General features: G+C 35.6%; 21 protein-coding genes. 3 read left to right on the top strand and 18 right to left on the bottom strand.

What is annotated here, in order from left to right; genetic code table 11:
* Positions 1-68: 68 nt before the first annotated feature.
* Positions 69-236: a hypothetical protein gene (locus tag BM121_RS22045; protein WP_175495385.1), complete on the bottom strand. Its 168-nt coding sequence runs from the start codon at positions 234-236 to the stop codon at positions 69-71.
* 158 nt (positions 237-394) lie between these two features.
* Here BM121_RS22045 and BM121_RS22280 point away from each other — a divergent pair, with 158 nt between their 5' ends.
* The 3 genes from BM121_RS22280 (at position 395) to BM121_RS09940 (ending at position 4,100) form a co-directional block, all read left to right on the top strand.
* Complete coding sequence (locus tag BM121_RS22280; RefSeq protein WP_194841986.1) at positions 395-508, top strand: spore protein; 114 nt, start codon at positions 395-397, stop codon at positions 506-508.
* Between the two features lie 225 nt (positions 509-733).
* On the top strand, positions 734-1,348 hold the full coding sequence (gene recU / locus BM121_RS09945) for a Holliday junction resolvase RecU (RefSeq protein ID WP_091483485.1): 615 nt from the start codon (positions 734-736) through the stop codon (positions 1,346-1,348).
* Positions 1,338-4,100, top strand: coding sequence for a penicillin-binding protein 1A (locus BM121_RS09940; protein WP_091483484.1), 2,763 nt, complete (start codon positions 1,338-1,340; stop codon positions 4,098-4,100). Before recU ends, BM121_RS09940 begins: the two co-directional genes overlap by 11 nt.
* Positions 4,101-4,126: 26 nt before the next feature.
* Here BM121_RS09940 and nth read toward each other — a convergent pair whose 3' ends face one another.
* The 17 genes from nth to BM121_RS09850 all read right to left on the bottom strand — a co-directional run bounded on the left by nth (position 4,127) and on the right by BM121_RS09850 (position 20,629).
* On the bottom strand, positions 4,127-4,783 hold the full coding sequence (nth, locus tag BM121_RS09935; RefSeq protein ID WP_091483483.1) for an endonuclease III: 657 nt from the start codon (positions 4,781-4,783) through the stop codon (positions 4,127-4,129).
* A 9-nt stretch (positions 4,784-4,792) separates the two neighbouring features.
* Positions 4,793-5,467 carry a DnaD domain-containing protein gene (locus BM121_RS09930; RefSeq protein WP_091483482.1) on the bottom strand — a complete coding sequence of 225 codons (675 nt, stop codon included), beginning with the start codon at positions 5,465-5,467 and terminating at the stop codon, positions 4,793-4,795.
* Between the two features lie 976 nt (positions 5,468-6,443).
* Entirely contained in the window at positions 6,444-7,736 is a 1,293-nt protein-coding gene (asnS, locus tag BM121_RS09920; protein WP_091483480.1) for an asparagine--tRNA ligase, read from the bottom strand.
* A gap of 26 nt (positions 7,737-7,762) precedes the next feature.
* Positions 7,763-8,944 carry a pyridoxal phosphate-dependent aminotransferase gene (locus BM121_RS09915; RefSeq protein ID WP_091483479.1) on the bottom strand — a complete coding sequence of 394 codons (1,182 nt, stop codon included), beginning with the start codon at positions 8,942-8,944 and terminating at the stop codon, positions 7,763-7,765.
* Positions 8,945-8,964: 20 nt separating this feature from the next.
* Positions 8,965-9,492 (bottom strand): hypothetical protein, encoded by a 528-nt coding sequence (locus BM121_RS09910; RefSeq protein WP_091483478.1) that lies wholly within the window; start codon positions 9,490-9,492, stop codon positions 8,965-8,967.
* Entirely contained in the window at positions 9,455-9,631 is a 177-nt protein-coding gene (locus BM121_RS09905) for a YpmA family protein (protein WP_091483477.1), read from the bottom strand. The genes BM121_RS09910 and BM121_RS09905 overlap by 38 nt, the downstream gene beginning before the upstream one ends.
* A gap of 144 nt (positions 9,632-9,775) precedes the next feature.
* Positions 9,776-10,585 carry a ComEC/Rec2 family competence protein gene (locus BM121_RS09900; protein WP_091483476.1) on the bottom strand — a complete coding sequence of 270 codons (810 nt, stop codon included), beginning with the start codon at positions 10,583-10,585 and terminating at the stop codon, positions 9,776-9,778.
* A gap of 66 nt (positions 10,586-10,651) precedes the next feature.
* Positions 10,652-13,294 carry an ATP-dependent DNA helicase DinG gene (dinG, locus tag BM121_RS09895; RefSeq protein ID WP_091483475.1) on the bottom strand — a complete coding sequence of 881 codons (2,643 nt, stop codon included), beginning with the start codon at positions 13,292-13,294 and terminating at the stop codon, positions 10,652-10,654.
* Positions 13,295-13,651: 357 nt separating this feature from the next.
* Positions 13,652-14,038 carry an aspartate 1-decarboxylase gene (gene panD / locus BM121_RS09890; protein WP_091483474.1) on the bottom strand — a complete coding sequence of 129 codons (387 nt, stop codon included), beginning with the start codon at positions 14,036-14,038 and terminating at the stop codon, positions 13,652-13,654.
* Between the two features lie 11 nt (positions 14,039-14,049).
* Positions 14,050-14,922, bottom strand: coding sequence for a pantoate--beta-alanine ligase (gene panC / locus BM121_RS09885; protein ID WP_091483473.1), 873 nt, complete (start codon positions 14,920-14,922; stop codon positions 14,050-14,052).
* A gap of 2 nt (positions 14,923-14,924) precedes the next feature.
* A complete protein-coding gene (gene panB / locus BM121_RS09880) occupies positions 14,925-15,761 on the bottom strand; it encodes a 3-methyl-2-oxobutanoate hydroxymethyltransferase (RefSeq protein WP_091483472.1) in 837 nt (278 codons plus the stop codon).
* 12 nt (positions 15,762-15,773) lie between these two features.
* Positions 15,774-16,751 (bottom strand): biotin--[acetyl-CoA-carboxylase] ligase, encoded by a 978-nt coding sequence (locus BM121_RS09875; RefSeq protein WP_091483471.1) that lies wholly within the window; start codon positions 16,749-16,751, stop codon positions 15,774-15,776.
* The gene (locus BM121_RS09870; protein ID WP_091483470.1) at positions 16,738-17,925 is read right to left on the bottom strand and encodes a CCA tRNA nucleotidyltransferase; all 1,188 of its coding nucleotides are present in this window, start codon (positions 17,923-17,925) and stop codon (positions 16,738-16,740) included. The genes BM121_RS09875 and BM121_RS09870 overlap by 14 nt, the downstream gene beginning before the upstream one ends.
* A complete protein-coding gene (gene bshA / locus BM121_RS09865; protein WP_091483469.1) occupies positions 17,906-19,051 on the bottom strand; it encodes an N-acetyl-alpha-D-glucosaminyl L-malate synthase BshA in 1,146 nt (381 codons plus the stop codon). The genes BM121_RS09870 and bshA overlap by 20 nt, the downstream gene beginning before the upstream one ends.
* A gap of 26 nt (positions 19,052-19,077) precedes the next feature.
* Positions 19,078-19,473, bottom strand: a complete 396-nt coding sequence (gene mgsA / locus BM121_RS09860; protein WP_091483468.1) for a methylglyoxal synthase — start codon at positions 19,471-19,473, stop codon at positions 19,078-19,080.
* 12 nt (positions 19,474-19,485) lie between these two features.
* Entirely contained in the window at positions 19,486-20,286 is an 801-nt protein-coding gene (dapB, locus tag BM121_RS09855) for a 4-hydroxy-tetrahydrodipicolinate reductase (protein WP_091483467.1), read from the bottom strand.
* On the bottom strand, positions 20,279-20,629 hold the full coding sequence (locus BM121_RS09850; RefSeq protein ID WP_091483466.1) for a nucleotide pyrophosphohydrolase: 351 nt from the start codon (positions 20,627-20,629) through the stop codon (positions 20,279-20,281). Before BM121_RS09850 ends, dapB begins: the two co-directional genes overlap by 8 nt.
* Positions 20,630-20,667 lie beyond the last annotated feature (38 nt).

The following is a 20,667-nucleotide window of genomic DNA, read 5'->3' as shown; positions in this document are numbered from 1 at the left end:
TATTAAAACCGCCTTTCTGTAACTGTAATAGCCATCATTACTGTAACATGATTTTTAAAATAATTCTATTATGCCCCCTCTTTCTTGTATATGTCGTTAAGTACCCAATACTGATCCGGAATCCCTTTTGTTGTTTTTAATTCCCATTGTTGTTCGATATCTTCAACAAGCTCCATTAATTCACCTAATTTTTTTTCACAGTCCTCTTTCGTAAAAATTTCATGATTGGTACTCATACGTATCCCTCCTGAATTTATTTATTATTAACTGTATTCGATGATGAGGTTTGAAATTCCTTGCCCTTGACAAAACTAGAAATAAGCTGACATTAATTTCTCAATATACGTATGATATATACAAAAATAGTCAAACTATAAGCAAAGGAGGGATTGTGATGCGTGTAAATAAAAAAAGAAAGATGAATAACGGGCGGGAAAAGCAGCATAACAAAGAGATACCGACACAAAATGACAAAAAATTAAATGGACCTAATCGTCCATCAACTTAGCACAAAAGTCGACATTGCTTCTCGTAATGTCGACTTTTTATGAATAAATGATATAGATTATTTATCAGCCCCCCATATAAATGTTACAATTTTCGAAATTTTAAGTTAGGAATTTGCTGTTGTATCAGCTTTTATTGTACTTTTTGATTGAAGATTTCAATAGCTTAGCGTATGATATATTTATCCATGATATGATGGATGTGTTGATGATATAGGAGGGAGTCTATGCAATATCCAAACGGGAGAAAATCATCAGCTTTCACAAAACTTAATCATACTGGACAAACTGTGTACAGTAACCGAGGAATGTCACTGGAAGATGATATAAATGATACAAATCAATATTATTTAACTCACGATATCGCGATTATTCATAAGAAACCAACGCCTGTTCAAATTGTACATGTAGATTATCCGAAAAGAAGTGCAGCAGTAATCAAAGAAGCATACTTTAAACAGGCATCGACAACGGATTATAATGGACTATATAAAGGAGAGCATATTGATTTTGAAGCGAAGGAAACAAAAAACAAACAATCTTTTCCGCTCAGTAACATTCATCAACATCAGATAGACCATATGAAACAGATTGTGCATCATGGTGGAATCTGCTTTCTATTAATTCGGTTTAGTCTAAGTCAAGAAACATTCCTATTCCCTGCTGAAATGTTATTTTCTTACTGGGAACAGCAGAATAATGGTGGTAGGAAATCTATTCGTTATGAAACTGTGAAAAAGCGTGGTTATATAATACCCATTCGATACCAAGCAAAAGTAGATTACTTGGCTGTTATTGACCAGTATTATATGGAGAACGGAGGAACAAAAAATGGCAGATAAAAGCCAATCAAGAATGGAAAGAAGAAAACAGTTAAAACAAAACAATTCAAAGAAAACACCAATATGGAAAAAAATAATGAAATATGCTCTAATTGCCGTATTATTAATCGGTTTAGGCATTGGTGTATTATTCACGTATTATCTTGCTACAGCTCCAGACTTGGAAGCCGACTTATTGTCTGATCCAGCATCAACCAATCTTTATGACATTAATGGTGATGTCTTTGCAAAACTAGGAGCAGAGAAGCGAACAAAAATAGAATATGATGATATGCCTCCTGAGTTATTGAATGCTATATTAGCTACAGAAGATGTCCGTTTCCAAGATCATATCGGAATTGACTTCAGGCGTATTGGTGGAGCTATTATTGCCAACTTCCGAGATGGATTTGGAGCTCAAGGTGCGAGTACGATTACCCAACAGGTTGTGAAGGGGTCATTTCTGTCAAATGACAAGAAATTGAAAAGAAAAGTTCAGGAACAATGGCTTGCATTAAAATTAGATCGAGAATATACAAAAGAACAGATTATGGAAATGTATGTCAACAAGATTTACTATGGGGCTGGAGCCTACGGTGTGGCAATGGCAGCAGAAGTGTATTTTGGAAAAACAGACCTAAGTGAATTAACTCTCGCAGAGGCAGCAATTTTAGCTGGTTTACCACAACGACCTACTGCGTATGATCCATTTGCAAACCCTGATTTAACAAAAGAAAGAATGAATACTGTGCTAAACTTAATGGTGCAGCACAACAAAATTAGTGAAGAAGAAGCGAATGAAGCTAGAGAGGTTAATATTGAAGATTTATTGACAGATAAGAAACCAGACTTTGTGAAATATGAAGGCTTTATACAACAAGTCCGTAAAGAAGTCGAAGAAAAAACCGGCGCGGATATTTATAAAGATAGTTTAGATGTCCACACCACATTAGATCCAGACGCACAAGAACAGGTTGAGTTTTTATTAAGTGATGCAGACGATAATCCGATTGATTATAGTGATGACGAAGATATGCAGGTTGGTCTAACAGTGCTTGATACAAAAACAGGTGCTATCAGAGCAATTGGACCAGGTAGAAATCGTGAAAATGATGGTTGGAACTATGCAATAGATGGTAACGGTCGTCAAGGTGGTTCTGTTATGAAACCCCTATTGGCTTATGGACCAGCTATAGAATATTTAGAATGGTCTACTTATCATCAACTAAACGATGATAAACCATATCCAATCGCAGGAACAGACAGCGTGATCACAAATTGGAATGGAAGTTATCAAGGCTGGATGACTGCAAGGTATGCCCTACAACAATCATTAAACGTACCTGCAGTAAAAACATTTGATGAAGTTGGTATGAGTGATGCTAGATCATTTGCAGAAGGTTTAGGCATCGACTTTGAAGAAGATTTAACAATAGGCGATACTATCGGAGGAACAGGTAATGGTGTTACTCCTTTAGAAATGGCTGGTGCCTATACTGCCTTTGGTAATGAAGGTATTTATCATGAACCATTTTCCGTTATTCGTGTTGATTATCCTGATCGCCGTTCAGATGAGTTAGAATCAGAGTCCGAAGTGGCTATGGCAGACAGCACTGCTTACATGATTACTGATATGTTAAAATCTGTAGTGACAGAAGGAACAGGTACAAGAGCTAATGTTTCAGGATTACAACTTGCTGGTAAAACAGGTACAACCAACCTTACTGAAGAAGAAGGTGACGGAAGTCCAGATTCATGGTTTGCAGGATATACTACCAATTATACAGTGGCCGTTTGGACCGGCAATGATAAAGAGCGTAAAGCACTTAACAATACCAAGATAGCACATGATTTATTCAGGGAAACGATGAGTTTTATTTCGCAAGATATGGAGACACAAAATTTTGTGAAACCAGATTCTGTTGTGGAAGTACAAGTCGAAAAAGGTTCTAACCCTGCGAAGAGACCTAGTGAATATACACCAGATTCTGAAATTGTCTCTGAGCTATTCGTTAAAGGAACAGAACCTAGTGCGGTCTCTGAAAAATTTGATGAACTTGAAACAGTGAGTAATCTAAGTGCTTCATATGATGGAGAAAATAACAGGATTACAGCAGAATGGGATCATGAAGAAGATGATGTACAATTCAAGGTTTCAGCTGGTACAGATGGTTCATTAAATGATTTAACCACAACTGATAACAAAGAAGTAGAAATTTCTAATGTAGATAAAGGAACAACTTATACTATTGAAGTTATTGCCGTTACTGATGATATGGAAAGTGATCCAGCGACAGTAACAGTTGAAGTTCCAGAAGAAGAAACGGAAGAACTTCCACAGGTCAGCCAATTAAGTCAAACTTTTGATCCGGCAAACCGAGCAGCATTAATTAGCTGGGAATACGAGCAAAATGGACCGATTGAGTTTGAAATTGTCGTTCAAGATGGTGGTCAGACGATTGATGAGTTTAATACAAATAAAAACTCTGTTAATATAACTCAGCTTGAATCTAATAAGAACTACACGATTCATGTTACTCCATTCCTAAAAAATAATGATGTACGAGGTCCTTCTGCAAGTGTCCAAGTATCTACACAAGGAATCGAAAATGAAGAACAAGAGTCTGATCAAAATGAGCAAGAAGATGAAGAACAAGAAGAACAAGAAGAACAAGAAGAACAACCAAATGAAGATGAGCAACAATCTGAAGAAGAAGATCAGCAGGAAGAGAATGAGCAAAATGATCAACAAGAAGAACAAAACGAAGAATAAAATTAAAAAAAGCAGCAAGGTATTTCTTATACCTTGCTGCTTTTTCGCATTCTCTTTTGCCCTTCTCGACAAAGGTCAAGAAGAGGACAAATTTCACACTGTGGGCTTTTCGCCTTACAATGATAACGTCCAAAAAAAATTAACCGATGATGTGTGTTACTCCATTCTTCTTTGGGAATTTTCCTCATTAGTGTTTTTTCAACTTCTAAAACACTATCCTTCCAGCGGCATATACCTAATCGTTTTGAAACTCTTTCAACGTGGGTATCCACTGCAATGGCAGGCTCACCAAATGCAACTGAAGCGACCACATTTGCAGTTTTACGACCTACACCTGCAAGGTTTTCTAATTCTTGCTTCGTATCAGGAACTACCCCATCATATTCTTCAATTAAAGTTGCACAAAGTTTTCGGATATTCTTTGATTTATTACGATATAGACCGATCGAACGAATATCTTGCTGCAATTCCTCTAAAGGTACATTTAAATAATCTTCAGGTGACTTATATTTTTTAAAAAGATCTTTTGTCACTTTATTCACTAATGCATCAGTACATTGTGCAGATAAAACAACAGCTATTAATAACTCAAAAGGATTATCATGAATTAATTCACATTCTGCATCTGGAAACATTTCTTCGATCTTATCCAAAACAACATTTATTTCTTTTTTTGTTAACATTGCTCTCCCCTACTCTTCTAACCAATTATAATATAAAGATTTATCATAAGGATGTTCTTTCTTAGCTGATGTGCTTTGCTGATTAGTATGAAATGATTTACTTGATTGTTGTGCTTGTTGGGAAGATTTTATCCCCTTTTTTTGCCATTCTATTAAGATACGGTCAATATATTTAAAATTAATTTTCCCCATCAATACTGCTTCTCTTAAAGCAGTATATATAAGACTAATATCATGGTTATCTTCGTCTAACCAATTATTGATCATTTCGATTTCGAAAGGTGATAATGGTCTGCCAAATTCACGTTCGAATTTCTGAAAAACTTCTCCGACTTTATTATCAACTTTTTCGACCTTTTGATCAACCGTATAAAGTTTTTTCCATAATGGATCTAATGAATAGGCTTCTTTTATCATTTGATTGTCTTCCTTATCTTCTTCAATCGACAAATAATCCTTTTGAATAAGCTGTCGCAATAAATTGGTACAGACTTCATTTGAGATTGTTAAATGTTGCGAGATTTCTTCAGGTGTAGGAAAGTTGTTCCCTTTTCTTTGCGCAGTATAAATTTGCATAATAATGGCTAATTGCGTCTCATTCAGACCCAAAGCAGCAAATTTTTCTATTAATAAAGCAGGAAAATTTATTTGATCATGTAAAATGAATTGTATATTTTGTTTCATCGTTTAAAACCACCTTCAATCAATATGATAACATTAAATTAGAAAAAAGACCCTATCCTGTATACCATTTAATTCGCAGTAGATACATACTGCGCAATAACTTATTGCGTAGATTTGCTCTTCCACCTTGTTGATGGTGAGTGCTGGGAAACGCTTCGGCAGAATACTTCGCTTTCCACGGGCACGGCCTTAGCCTCCTCAGAAAACCAAGTACGTTTTCTTGCGGGGTCTTCGGCTCGCGCTGTTCCCGTAGGAGTCTGCGTATTCTGCCTCCGCTTTGCGTAGTGTTCTGTTTATCGAAAGAAGAGAACTTATGGAATGATATTCTATGAATTTCTTCCTGCATGATAAGAAATACATACTAAACTGCGGAAAAAACACTCGCTTTCACCAAGGGCACAAGTGCAACATCTACTCAAGCAAAGATCACTTTCGTAGTGTTTTCTATGCCGTCGGGGAAGGCTTCAGCGCCAGGGGACTACTTGAATAACTTCTTTGTTCCCTTGCGCCGAGGAAGCATACTACGAAGCGTTACTAGGAGACACAGGCGCATCACGGGGTCTTCAGACTGTTCCTTTCCCACAGGAGTCTCGCATTTTTCCGCAGCTTAGAGTAGTTTTTTTATGAAGTGAGAAGAAATACCTAAAAATGTATATTCCATGGATGTTATCCTTTCAATCATCAGTAAATCCTTACCAGCGTAGGCAGAATACGCAGACTCCTGTGGGAACAGCACGGGCTGAAGATCCACTTGGTAAAGTGATTTTCTTTACCAAGTTAGCTGAAGCCGTGCCCACGGAAAGCGAAGTATTCTGCCGTAGCGGTGACATAACAATCTCTACAAGAAAGAATGGTAAGAAGCAAGTCCTTTATAGAGTTACTGCGTAGTATTTGGTTTTTGTGTTGATTTTAATATATCTTTCTTTCATTTTAAAATAGATAATCCTTTGCATGCTTTGCAAAGGATTATCATTACTTATGGGTATAAGCGGTTTAATAGTCTTGGGAACGGTATGGTTTCTCTAACGTGTTCAACACCGCTAATCCAGGCAACAGTTCGTTCTAATCCTAAACCGAATCCTGCATGTGGTACACTACCGTACTTGCGCAAATCTAGATACCACTGATAAGCGTCACCTGATAAGTTATGCTCCTCATATCGCTGTTCCATTAACGATAAATCATCAATTCTAGCAGAGCCACCAATGATTTCACCATAACCTTCTGGTGCAATTAAGTCAGCACATAACACAACATCGTCACGATCAGGATCAGGTTTCATATAAAAGGCTTTAATATCTTTTGGATAATGTGTAATAAACACCGGCTGATCAAAGCTTTCAGCAATTGCTGTTTCGTGAGGAGCACCAAAATCTTCTCCCCATTCAACATCTGAAAATCCTTTTTCCTTTAACATATCAATAGCTTTATCATATGTGATCCGTGGAAACGGTGCTTTGATTTTTTCTAAAGTTTCCACATTTCTTTCCAGTATTTTAAGTTCTAATGTACAATGTTCTAACACGGATTCCATAATAAATTGCACATAATTTTCCTGTATTTCTAAGCTCTCTTCATGTGTAACAAAAGCCATTTCCGGTTCAATCATCCAAAATTCGATTAAGTGTCTTCTCGTTTTAGATTTCTCGGCTCTAAATGTTGGACCGAATGAAAATACACGTCCGAGTGCCATAGCAGCTGCTTCCATATGTAATTGACCACTTTGTGATAAATAGGCTTCTTCATCAAAGTACTTGGTATGGAATAGCTCAGTAGTACCTTCGGCAGCAGAACCAGTTAAAATTGGTGGATCTACTTTAACAAATCCTTCTTTTTGAAAAAACTGATACGTAGCTTGAATTATTTGATTTCTTATTTGCATAATGGCATGTTGCTTTTTGGATCGTAACCATAAGTGCCGGTGATCCATTAAAAATTCCGTACCATGTTCTTTCGGTGTAATCGGATAATCCGTTGCTTCATGGATTACTTCGATTTCTTTCAATTGCATTTCATAGCCAAACGGTGATCGAGTATCCTCGACAATCGTTCCAGTTACGTACAAAGATGACTCCTGTGTGAGCGACTTCGCCATTTGAAATGTTTCTTCTGATACTTCTGCTTTTACTACGACACCCTGGATGAAGCCTGTTCCATCACGTAGTTGCAAAAAGGCAATTTTACCACTGGACCGTTTGTTGGCAAGCCATACACCTATTGTTACCTCTTGATTGAGATATTTTGCTACCTGATTAATTGTTGTTTTCATAATATTTCCTCCACTATCGTTCGTACTTATTGATGATTTTCAATAAATCGTTTAATTCGTCTTGCTGCTTCTTCTAGTTGCTCTAATGAAATAGCATAGGAAAGACGAACATTATTTGGTGCACCAAATCCGGAACCTGGAACTAACGCTACTTTTTCTTCTTCTAATAAAGCAGTAACCCATTCGTCTACTGTATCAAATCCATTCATTTCAACAGCTTTTTTCACATTTGGGAAGAGATAAAAAGCACCTTTTGGTTTTACACATTCAATTCCTGGAATAGCGACTAACCATTCATATAATTTTTCTAATCGTTCACTAAACGCTTCTCTCATGTCACTTACCGGTTGTTGTGAGCCATTATAAGCTGCTTGTGCTGCTACTTGCGCAATGGAAGTAGGATTGGAAGTTGAATGTGACGCTAAATTCGACATCGCTTTAATAATTGCTTTATTACCCACCGCATATCCAATTCTCCATCCAGTCATGGAATGTGACTTTGAAACGCCATTGATAATAACAGTTTGTTCTTTAAATGCTGAAGAAAGCTCTGCGAGAGAAATATGTTCTGTTGATGTATACGTCAACTTTTCATAAATTTCATCTGAAACGATTAAAATATTATGTTTGAGACATACTTTTCCCAAAGCTTCTAATTCTTCTTTTTCATACATAACACCTGTAGGATTGCTAGGTGAATTGATAATAACAGCTCTCGTTTTTTCTGTGATGGCATTTTCTAATTGTTCTGGTGTTAATTTAAATTCATTTTTTTCTTGTGCATCAACAAATACTGGTTTACCTTCAGCTAATTTAATCTGTTCAGGATAGCTTACCCAGTAAGGAGCTGGAACAATCACTTCATCCTCTTTATTCAGCAGCACTTGAAACAAAGTGTAGAGTGCATGTTTTGCGCCAATTGTTACAATGATTTGGTCAAGATCATAATCTAATCCTTGATCTTGTTTCATTTTTGACTGAATTGCCTGCTTTAATTCAACAGTTCCTCCAGCAGGTGTATATTTAGTAAAACCATCATACATTGCTTTAGATGCTGCTTCTAAAATATGTTTAGGTGTATTATAATCAGGTTCTCCTGCACCTAAACCAATAACATCATGGCCAGCTTGTCTTAACTCTTTAGCTTTTGCTGTAATCGCAAGCGTTGATGATGGGGTTAATGTTTGTACTCTGTTTGCTAATTCCATACTTTTTAATCACCTTTCTATTATTGAAATGATGGGTTTAAAGTTAATTGATAATGTGATTTATCCTCTAGTAATACATGTTCATACACCAGTCTATCTGACGTATCAACGTATTTAATCTCGAGAATTGGATCACCATTAGCTAATCCAACTGTAGAACCTAAAAATTCACAAGATGTACATCGGTCATGCCATTCTGATAACAGAATATCTTCAGAGTAAAGTGGTTCTTTATCATAAGTGTCGAATTCCCATTCCTCTTCCGATTGATACATATATACTAAAGATGGTTGGTTATTGTTCGTTTCACCATCTAACACATAGTATAATTTATCGGCATGATATCGTTCAATGCTATGTATCACATCAAGTGAAGTGTTTTCCATTGCTAAAGTTTGCATTTCGTCAAAGTTATCTGTTTTATTACTCATAACGTCTTGGTAAAGCGAAAAGAAATAGTACAAAACAATCAATAAGACGATAATGCTTAATGACACGAAAATCCATATTTTATTGAGTCCGGTATATAGTAAAAATTGCTTTTTCATCATTATCCTCACTTAATGTTAATCCAAACATAAGATCATCTTCTTTCAATGTTCGATTTAAACTGTCGACAATTTTGTACAAATCTTCCGTATACGTTAGTTGAACAGTAGACAGTGTAGTAATTTTTGAATGGTTTATTTAAGACACCTCCATCAAATATAACATAGTGAAAGCAATAATTTCTTTCTATGCTGTTAAAAAGACATTTCTCTATTTATTTTGATAGACTTTGATTAATTTTTCAACTGAAAACATGGTCGATTTTAAAATATATATGGTCATTTAAGAATATAAAAGGCTGATTGAACTATTTTCCGTGAGAATTTCGTAATCATCCTTATTTAAACGTACAAATACGGTACCAGACTGCTTCAAAAAGTAGACATCAATCCAAGTTGCGTTTAATCGCTCAATTAATGATTCATTGATCTTATGAGTTTGACTCGGAAAAATAATACTCATATAAGGATCAATATGTTCCAGAAAGCTTTGCGATGGTGAGTGTCCACTACCGAAAGCTGCTACCTTTAATATATCTACATCCCCTGTCTGCTGAATTAATTTTTCTTCAATTGCCGTTTCTTTGTCATTTAAAAATAATATGGATTCTTTGCCATATTGCATTAAAAAGGAAATATCTCCATCTTTTGTTTCATCCAACGTTCGGATATTTACATCTTCCCAAAGAACAAAATCCTCATTAAGCTTCCATGTTTCTACGTCAACATCCTCTAAAAATTCAACATTCATGTTCGAAGGAATGATTAACTTTTCGACTTGATAATGTTCTAAAAAATATAATAAGTTACCTGTATATTCTTCTGATTGGTTTGTTATAACAATGGTTTCTATTTTGTCCACCTGCAATTTACTTAATTGCTGGTATAACGTTTTTTGACTCCTTTTTGAAGCTGTATTAACTAAAATATGTTGACCTTGTTGGTTAGTTAATAAACTTGCTTCACCATGAGGCACATTAAAAAATATCATGTCTAATTCATCATTATTTAATTTCGGTATATCAGGTATAGCTAGTAACGGAGAGCTAATAAGCATCGACAATAATAAGCAACAGATCAAACGTATTTTCATTAGGAAACCTACCTCTTTGTTTGTTATTTTTCATATATGTAGGTTTTCACAAAATACGGAAGTTTATCATAGCCATTTACTTACACGATTTAGTAAGTTTTGCATGTTTTCATAGTGAATAGGAATTTCTGGTATGGATTGAGTAAATGTCTTACCATAACGTTTTGTCATGATTCTTTCATCAAAAACAAATATCATGCCATGATCTGTATCTTTCCGTATTAATCTGCCAAATCCTTGTTTGAATTGCAATACCGCTTGTGGTAATGCTAATTCCATAAACGGATTCATCCCTTTGGATTTAAAATAATCTGCCTTTTTAATATACACAGGATCTTGTGGTGACTGAAAAGGCAACTTCACAATGATTAAACATGACAAATCGTTGCCGGGTATATCAATGCCCTGCCAATAAGCATTCGTTCCTAAAAGGATTGATTTCTCAAATGCTTGAAATTGTTTAATTAACCGATTCCTGCTACCTGTTGAAACACCTTGCCCAATAATCATATAATCCATTAACAAATCTGTTTCTTTCAAAATATAGTAGCTTTTTCGCAACATATCATATGAAGTAAACAGTACTAACATTCTTCCATTCGTTTTTTCAGCAATCGAAATGATTGCTTCGTTAATAGCAAATATAAAATCGTCATTATTAGGATATTGAATGGCAGGGAGATCATTAGGTATCATCAACTGTACATTATTTCGATAATCAAAATAATGTTCTACGATATATTCTCTAGTTCGCTCTGTATCAAGCCCTAATCTTTCTTTTATATAATGGAATGATTGGTTCATGGTTAATGTAGCACTGATTAATATAATGGATTCCTTTTTTCGAAATAAATAATCATTTAATGTATGCTTAACTGAAAATGGTTCATGCTGAATAAATACAGCATTCTCTGCACCTTGTTGATCAATCTCCAACCATGTTATAGCCGCCTGTTTATCTTCAATTAATAGTTGTCGAAGCAGTTCTTGTGTACGTAAGATTTGATCCTTTTCATCTGTTGTATCATCTTGGAACAACTGCGCTAATTCTTTTATCACCATCATGGTTCGATAAATGCTGTCGACAAGTTCTATTGGTTTATCATGATTCCAGACAGTTTTTAAGCGTCCAACATCAGTCACGGCTTTCTGTTTTTTATTCTGCCCTTTGACATATTGATATAATTGACGGAATAATATATCTGTTTCATACTTAACCGAATCTAAATATTGTTGAAAGGTTATACTTTTGGAATAACTCTTTTCTAATTGTTGATAAAAGTGAGTTAATTCAAAATAGCTTAAAGAATCTCCAAGATAATTCGTTGCCCTTTGTTCTAGTTGGTGGGCTTCATCAATAATCAACCTTTGATACTCAGGAAGAACGGGCTTTTCTGCTAACATGTCTATCGCTAACAAAGAATGATTAGTAACAATTATCGAAGCATCAGATACTTTATTTATCATTCTTTGATAAAAACAATGGTTCTTCCAAATCTCATTTGTTTTTCCATTATTCACTACAATTTGATAAAAAACAGGGTGTTTCTCAACTGGAAACTGTATTTCATCTAAATCGCCTGTTGTTGTCTCCGTTAACCAGACTATAATCATAGCCTTTAATAATGTATCTTGATAAGATTGATAATTTACATCGTGAAAAAATTGTTCGAAATTTTGCAGACTTAAATAATGTGTTTTACCTTTAATAATCGCTGTTCGCACTGGCAAATCGAGTTTGGCTAAATCCTGATCAATTAATTGTGATTGTAAGTTCGTATTAGTAGTGCTTATCACTATTTTATGATGCTGATTTAGTGCTTCATAAACAGCTGGAACTAAATATCCAATCGTTTTCCCCAGTCCTGTTTCCGCTTCGATTAGGGCATGTTCATTCATCCTAAAATGATCATAGATTTTCTCGCTAATGAAGACTTGTGCGCTTCGTTTTTCGTAGCGGGGATAGACTTGTGCTAGTTTGCCAATCTCACCGTACATTTCATCTAGATATTCAGCGAAATCATATGGAATTCTTGTTTCTACATCCTTGGTTTCTTCTTGTTTCTTAAAAGAAAAACCTCTAAATTTTTCTATATCTTTCCGAATAGCTTTATGGTCTAATGATTCACACAATTTAGCAAAGTCTGTACGTAATGGTTCAGATATTGATAATACTTGATGTATGACATTCTTCGGTAGGTACTGTAATTTGTTAATCATTATTATTAGCAAATCAGCTGTTACCAATGCGTCAGATATTGCTCTATGTGGATTTTTATGACTAATCATTAAATATTCAGCTAATTCATTTAGTTTGTAACTGGGTGCTTTTGGTAATAATATCCTTGCTAGTTCAACTGTATCGACAACATAAGGTTGAATTTTGGTTTCTCCTACGCGCTCAAGCTCTTCATTTAAAAAAGTTAAATCAAAGGGTACATTGTGTGCAACTAAAATAGCATTATCCAGTAAATCTTTAAACTCGACTACGACTTCATCGAAAGCGGGTTTTGCTTCCACATCGTTATCAGTTATAGATGTTAATTGTGAAATAAAGGATGGGATGGGTCGCTTTGGATTGATTAATTGATTATACTGTTTTGTTATTTGGTTGTTTTCGATTACTACTAAGGCTATTTCAATAATTCGGTCACCTTTTGATGCTGACTGCCCAGTAGTTTCCACATCTATTACAACAAATTTTTGCAAAGGATCATCCCCGATTCTTGATATTACATTCGAATTTATAGTTTGCAACTTAAGGCACATACAGTTTATATGCAACAAACAGATACCCGCTCAGATTACTACTAAGTACTGAAAATTTCTATAGAGTGACTTTCTTCCACTTTTTTGAAGGGAGTGGTATGTCACCGCTTCGGCAGAATAATGCGCTTTTGCCCTTGGGTGAAAGGGAGTGTTTTTCCGCAGCGAAAGAACTAGCACTCATCTCCAACAAAATGGGAGGAAAAACACAAAAGTTGCTTCGTAGTTTATATTTCTGGTGCATCCTTATTTATATTCTTCACAAAACAAACTCTTATCTTTGTGGATAAGAGTTTGTTTTCATTCAAGGCTTGATAATGGTGGTTCTTGCGCTAATATTTCTTTAATATTGTTGTGCTCATCCATCACAGCCACTTTGGGTTTGAATTCTACTAGTTCTTCGTCTGATATTATGCCGTATGAAACGACTATAATAATATCATCAGGCTGAACAAGGCGAGCGGCTGCACCATTTAAACAAAATACCTTACTACCTCTTTCTCCAGCAATCACATAAGTTTCCAGGCGTGCTCCATTATTGTTGTTTACAATTTGTACTTTTTCATGCGGTAAAATATTTACTTTATCCATAATATCTTTATCAATAGTAATACTACCTACATAATTTAAGTTTGCCTCTGTTACACGTGCGCGATGAATTTTCGATTTCATCATGGTACGTAACATAATCGTTCCCCCTAAACAATTGCTTTAGGTACAATTCCATTCTCACTTATAATAATATTATCGATTAGTCTTGCTTTCGTAAATTGAACAGCTACGGCTATGATGACTTGTTGATTAACAGTATCGATTTTATCTAAAGATGGAAAGGATAGCAGATCAACATAATCAATTTGACCATTTGTATGTGTCTCTATATATTTTTTTACTTTCTCTATAATCATAACAGGATTTTTTGCACCGTCAATAATTAATTGCTGACCTGTACGTAATGCTTTATGTAAGTGAACTGCCTCATCTCTTTCCTGATCAGATAAATATACATTTCGACTGCTCCTAGCTAAACCATCTGACTCTCTTATAGTTTGCACAGCAATAAGCTTGGTAGAAAAATTAAAATCATCAATAAGACCTTTAACAACAGCAACTTGTTGTGCGTCTTTAAGACCAAAAAAAGCAAAATCTGCTTTTGTTATATGAAAAAGCTTTGTTAATACGGTAGCAACGCCATTGAAATGCCCTGGCCTACTTTTACCACATAAAACATCAGTACGTCTCTTTACATCAACGTTAACAGTGGACTCTTGAGGATACATATCATCAACAGTAGGCATAAATAAAATATCAACACTATGTTGTTTTGCAATCTTTTGATCACGTTCTTCATCTCTAGGATAACGCTCAAAATCTTCACCAGGTCCGAATTGCAGGGGGTTTACAAATATGCTTGCAATTAATATATCTGCATAGCTTTTACTCTCATCCATTAGTGTTGTATGGCCCTCATGTAAATAGCCCATTGTAGGTACAAAACCTATTGTCCTATTGTCCTTTTTCAAAGTGTCAGTAATGGATGCCAGTTCATTTACAGTCCGTACTATTTTCACTTCTATTCCTCCAACTTCAGATCATTAGCCAGTTGTTCATCCATAATAAACGTATGTTTCTCATCTGGAAAGTGCCCACTTTTTACTTGCTTATGATACTGCATAATTGCTGACTTAATATCTGACCCGACTTCATGATAGGCTTTCACGAATGAAGGCTTGAAATCTACTCCGTATTGTAAAATATCATGGTAGACGAGGACTTGACCATCGCAATCTTTGCCAGCACCAATACCAATAGTTGGAATCGATAAATGTTTACTTATATGTTTTGCTAAACGATCTGGCACACATTCTAATACAACACTGAATGCCCCACTTTTTTCTAGCTTCTCTGCATCTGAAATTAATTGTTTGGCAGTTTCTTCATCTTTTCCTTGGATTCGATAACCGCCCAACACGTTTACCGATTGTGGTGTCAAACCGATATGGCCTACTACCGGAACACCTGCTTCTGTCAATTTCCGGATAAGCTTTAATGTATCTTCAGAAGCTCCTTCGACTTTGAGCGCCTGGGCATTTGTCTGTTGCATGATTTTTTGTGCATTCTCCATTGCACTTTCTAATGATAAATGATAAGACATAAAAGGCATATCAATGACAGTAAATGTATCGGTCGAAGCTCGTGTAACAGCTTTTCCATGATGGATCATGTCTTCTACAGTGACTTCAATCGTAGAATTATAACCTAATACTACCATTCCGAGAGAATCACCAACTAAAATCATATCAACTTCCGCTGATTCTGCTAGTTTTGCAGATGGATGGTCATATGCTGTAACCATTGAGATTTTTTCACCGTTCTTTTTCATCTTTTGAAATTGAATCGTATTTTTCACCTTGATAACCCCTTACCATATAATTTCTGCACTATAAATAACCTTTTCTTCATTCTTGTCATTTAAAACAATCAATGCTCCATCATCTGTTATCCCTTTGACTATGGCAGCATACTCTTCCTGAGCTGTTTTCACATGAATTTTTTCATTCAATTTATATGCGTGCTCTAACCATTTTTCTTTGATTGGTCCAAAACCGGTTTTCAAATAAAGTTGATAAGCTATTTCAAAATCTTGTAATATATTCTGAATGATTGCTTGCCTGTCCCATTCCTGCCCAGATTCTATCCCAAGAGAAGTAGATTTTGCTTCAAGATCTTCCGGAAAATCTTCAGATGACTGATTTACATTAATACCGAAACCGATAATTAGATATTGAATAGCTTCCAATTCTGCTGACATTTCTGTTAAAATTCCAGATATTTTTTTACCATCAATAAATAAATCATTTGGCCATTTAATTTGGATCCTTTGCCCCGTGACACGCTCCAGCGTGTCTACTAAGGTTACTGCTACAAATAAAGTCATATGTGATGCCTGATGTGGTGGAATGTTAGGCCTTAGGATGAGACTCATCCATATTCCTCCATCATGATCAGATACCCAACGCCGATCCATTCGTCCACGGCCAGATAATTGTTTATTGGTAGTAACAACAGTGCCATGTTCTGCACCTTTTCTTGCTAATGCATGTGCTAAATCCTGGGTAGACGCCACCTCATGTCTGAACTCGATACGTTTCCCCAACCAGTCTGTATCTAATCCCCATTTTATTGTGCTTTCATTGAGTTTATCGGGTTTAGCTATCAGACGATATCCTTTCTTAGGAACAGATTCAAACTGATAACCATCTTTTTTTAATTCATTCATATGTTTCCATATAGCAGTACGGGAAACTTCTAATTTCTCGGATAAAGCTTGTCCTGAGATATAATGATCATCCTGTCCCGCCAGTAGGGAAATTAACTCGTGGCGTTTATTTGTTGTCATATTGTAACCACTCTCTTATATCATTTTTATCATTTTTAATTACCTCTGAAATGACTGCTTTCTCTGTTTCAAGAAGCATATGTTGAATCCATGATCCTGCCTCACGATCCGGAAAAAAGGAAATAATATCTTGTCCATTAATTACTAAGTCTCTTCTGTTTTTGATAGTCAGGCCATTTTTAATCGCAATAATATCTTCCTTGTTTATTGCTTCATTTTGTAATAATAAACATAATCTTGAAAAATCCTCTATTAAATCTTCAGGTAATCGATATAGCACCCAGCTTAGCGGCTCTTTCGGATAATCTTGAACAAGTTGGACTAACAGATGGCTATCTTTTTTAATCTGATTAGATAGTTTCCACCTGTTTGTCCAATCAGATATCGCTATATCAGCTATGTTTAGATTCATATAAGCGATAAAAGCAGCAAAACTTGGCAGTGAACAATTTAACCTTTGAAACTCTAATTGTATGTTAATATGTTCAGACAGAATGGGTAAATGGTCAACTAAACCTGTATGAAATAGCGATTGTTTTGCTTCATTGAAATATGTACCTGTTAACGTTTTTTCCCACTCTACTGCAATTCTTTCCACCGCAATTTTTTCTAGCCATTTTTTGTTATCATGAATGGCATCTAAAGGTTCATTGTCTAATTTGAATCCTAATTGACTCTGAAAACGGATAGCCCGCATCATTCTTAATGGATCTTCTAAAAAACGTTCCTGTGCTCTTCCTACTGTCCGAATTACTTTATTCTTGATATCAGATTGGCCATGGTATGGATCAATCAGCTGTAATGATTGATCCATTGCTATTGCGTTCATGGTAAAATCTCTTCTTGCAAGATCTTCCTTTAAATTCGTAACAAAGTTCACTGTATCTGGTCTTCTAAAATCACTGTAACCTGTTTCGGTTCGAAATGTTGTTACCTCAAAGGATGTGCCATGATATCGTACTAATACTGTACCATGCTCTATCCCGGTCGGTATCACTTTTGTGAACATTTTCTGTACTTGTTCAGGATAAGCAGATGTTGCGATATCTATGTCGTCAATATCTCTTCCAAGTATGGAATCTCTTACAGCGCCACCAACAATATACGCCTGAAATCCATGGTTTTGAATCTCTTGTACAACTTGTTGAGCTAACTTAAATAGATCTGCTATCATCGGTTTCACCTAACACTTCAGTATACAAATTTTCATATTGCTGTTTAATCTTATCTGATGAAAAATGTTGTAAAACTCTTTCTTTGGCCTTGTCTGAAAAGATTTGCCATTTATTCGTATCATTAATTAACTCTAGTGTTCTCGCAGCGAAAGCATCAATATCTCCCAGTTCTTCAATATAACCTGTTGCTCCATCTTCAATAACTTCGGGAATGCCACCGACATTTGAACCAATACACGGAACACCGCAAGCCATTGCTTCTAATAAAACTAGCCCAAAACTTTCCTTCTCAGATAATAGTAATTTAATATCTGCAATCGAAAGTAAAGAAGGAATATTTTTTTGTTTTCCAAGAAAGTGGACTACTTGCTCCAATTGTAACTCTCGTACCAAATCATAAATTGGGCCGTATTCAGGACCATCTCCAATTAACAGAAGTCGGGCAGGCGTCTCTTTATATACAGCTGCAAAAGTACGAATCACATCTTCTAACCTCTTTACTTTACGAAAGTTAGAAATATGAATCAAAACTTTTTCATCTTTTTCAATGCCGAATTTTTGCTTTAATTCTTCCTTATCGTCTGGTTGATATTCCTGTTCATTCACAAAATTATACACCACATGAATGGGGCGTTCTATTCTTAGCATTTCTTTCGTTTGCTTTACCAGACTTTCTGATACAGCTGTAACGGCATCCGACTGTTCGATTCCAAATTGGATCATCTTCTTTAAGCTATGGTCAATTCCCAGAACAGTAATATCAGTACCATGTAATGTGGTAACAATTTTCACTGGATGCTTTGCCATTTGTTTGGCTAAAATAGCACAAATAGCATGTGGCACCGCATAGTGTGCATGAATGATATCTAATTGTTCCGTATCTATTACTTCCGCTACTTTCGTTGCCAAAGCTAAATCGTAAGGTGGATATTGAAAAACAGGATAATGATTTAATTCTACTTCGTGAAAATATATATTAGGATTAAATGAATTCAAACGAAATGGAACACTGGATGTAATAAAATGAATCTCATGGCCTTGCTTTGCTAGCATTTTACCTAATTCGGTTGCAATTATTCCAGAACCACCTACTGATGGATAACAAATAATTCCTATTTTTAGCATGTGGCAACCCACCTATTATTTTGGATTTATGACTGTAAATTACGCCATTCAAAAAAACCTGCGTCAAGCGCTCTTATCATTACTTCTGCTCCACCTAAATTGGTTACTAAAGGAATTTGATAAACGTCGCATAAACGCATCAATGCACTTATGTCTGGTTCATGAGGTTGAGCTGTTAATGGATCACGGAAAAAAATAACGAGGTCTATTTCATTGGTTGCAATTTTTGCACCTATTTGTTGATCCCCACCTAATGGCCCGGATTCAAAGCGTTGAATAGGCAAACCTGTTGCTTCGTTAATTTTTTCACCAGTCGTTCCAGTTGCATAAAGCGTATGATTTTTCAAAATGGTTGAGTAAGCTAACGTAAAATTAACCATATCTGTTTTCTTTTTATCATGTGCAATTAAAGCTATATTCATCTGGCTCTCTCCTTATTCAAGTATATTTTCTAATCCATAAACTAAAATATCCAGTTTCATTACATTATCAATTGCCAATTTAACTCCTGTCATAAAGGATTGACGATGAAACGAATCATGCTTGATTGTTAGATTCTCTCCAGACGAACCGAATACCACTTCTTGATGTGCAACTAGACCTGGTAATCGCATGCTGTGGATCTTCATGCCGTCAACATCAGCACCTCTTGCACCAGGAAGGGTTTCTTTTTCTTCAGGATGCCCTTGCTTTTTCGTTTCTCGTTCTTCCTTGATCAATGAAGCGGTTTTCACTGCAGTTCCAGATGGCGCGTCCAGTTTATTATCATGATGTTTTTCAATAATCTCGACATCCGGAAAGTATTTAGCTGCCCATTTCGCAAATTGCATCATAAGTACCGCACCTAAGGCAAAATTTGGTGCAATAATAACGCCAACTTCCTTTTCTTCTGCCAAATCAGTTAGCTCTTGTAATTGCTCTTCTGTAAAACCTGTTGTGCCAACTACTGGTCTTATTCCATAGTTGATCGCTGTCTTTGTATGTATATAACCAAATTCAGGTGTCGTCAAATCAACTAATACATCTGCTTCTACTGATTGAAAACATGTTTCCATATCCGTATAGATCATAGCATCAAAATTGGGTAGTTCCTCCAACTCGTTTATTTGTTTACCTTCAAATTTATGATCTAAACAAGCGACTAATTCCAAGTCTTCTTTTTTTTCAATCATTCTTAGCGCTTCACTACCCATTTTTCCTCTGGGTCCCGCTACAATTACTTTAATTTTACTCATTGTTATCCTCCTGACTCGCTATCCTTGTCCAACGATCTTTGTCTCTTGTTTCGATCTTGTTTATCGTTTTTGCAAATGCTTCACTTAAGCTAATATTTTGTGAATTAGCAAAACAAATCATTACAAAAAGAAGATCACCTAATTCTGCTTCCATCGTATTATCATTTTCAGAACTCTTTTTTGGCTTTTCACCATATTGATGGTTAACTTCACGTGCTAACTCACCAATTTCCTCCGTAAAACGGGCGAGCATACTTAATGGTGAGAAATAACCTTCTTCAAATTGAGAAATATACTGATCTACTCTCTTTTGCATATCTTGCATACTTTCTTTATTATACATTTAAAACCCTCCAGAGATAAAGTAAAAAGACAGATGTA

This window comes from Gracilibacillus orientalis, assembly GCF_900114645.1.
In the GTDB taxonomy this organism is placed as follows: domain Bacteria; phylum Bacillota; class Bacilli; order Bacillales; family Amphibacillaceae; genus Gracilibacillus; species Gracilibacillus orientalis.
This window is presented reverse-complemented; position numbering and strand designations above follow the sequence as displayed.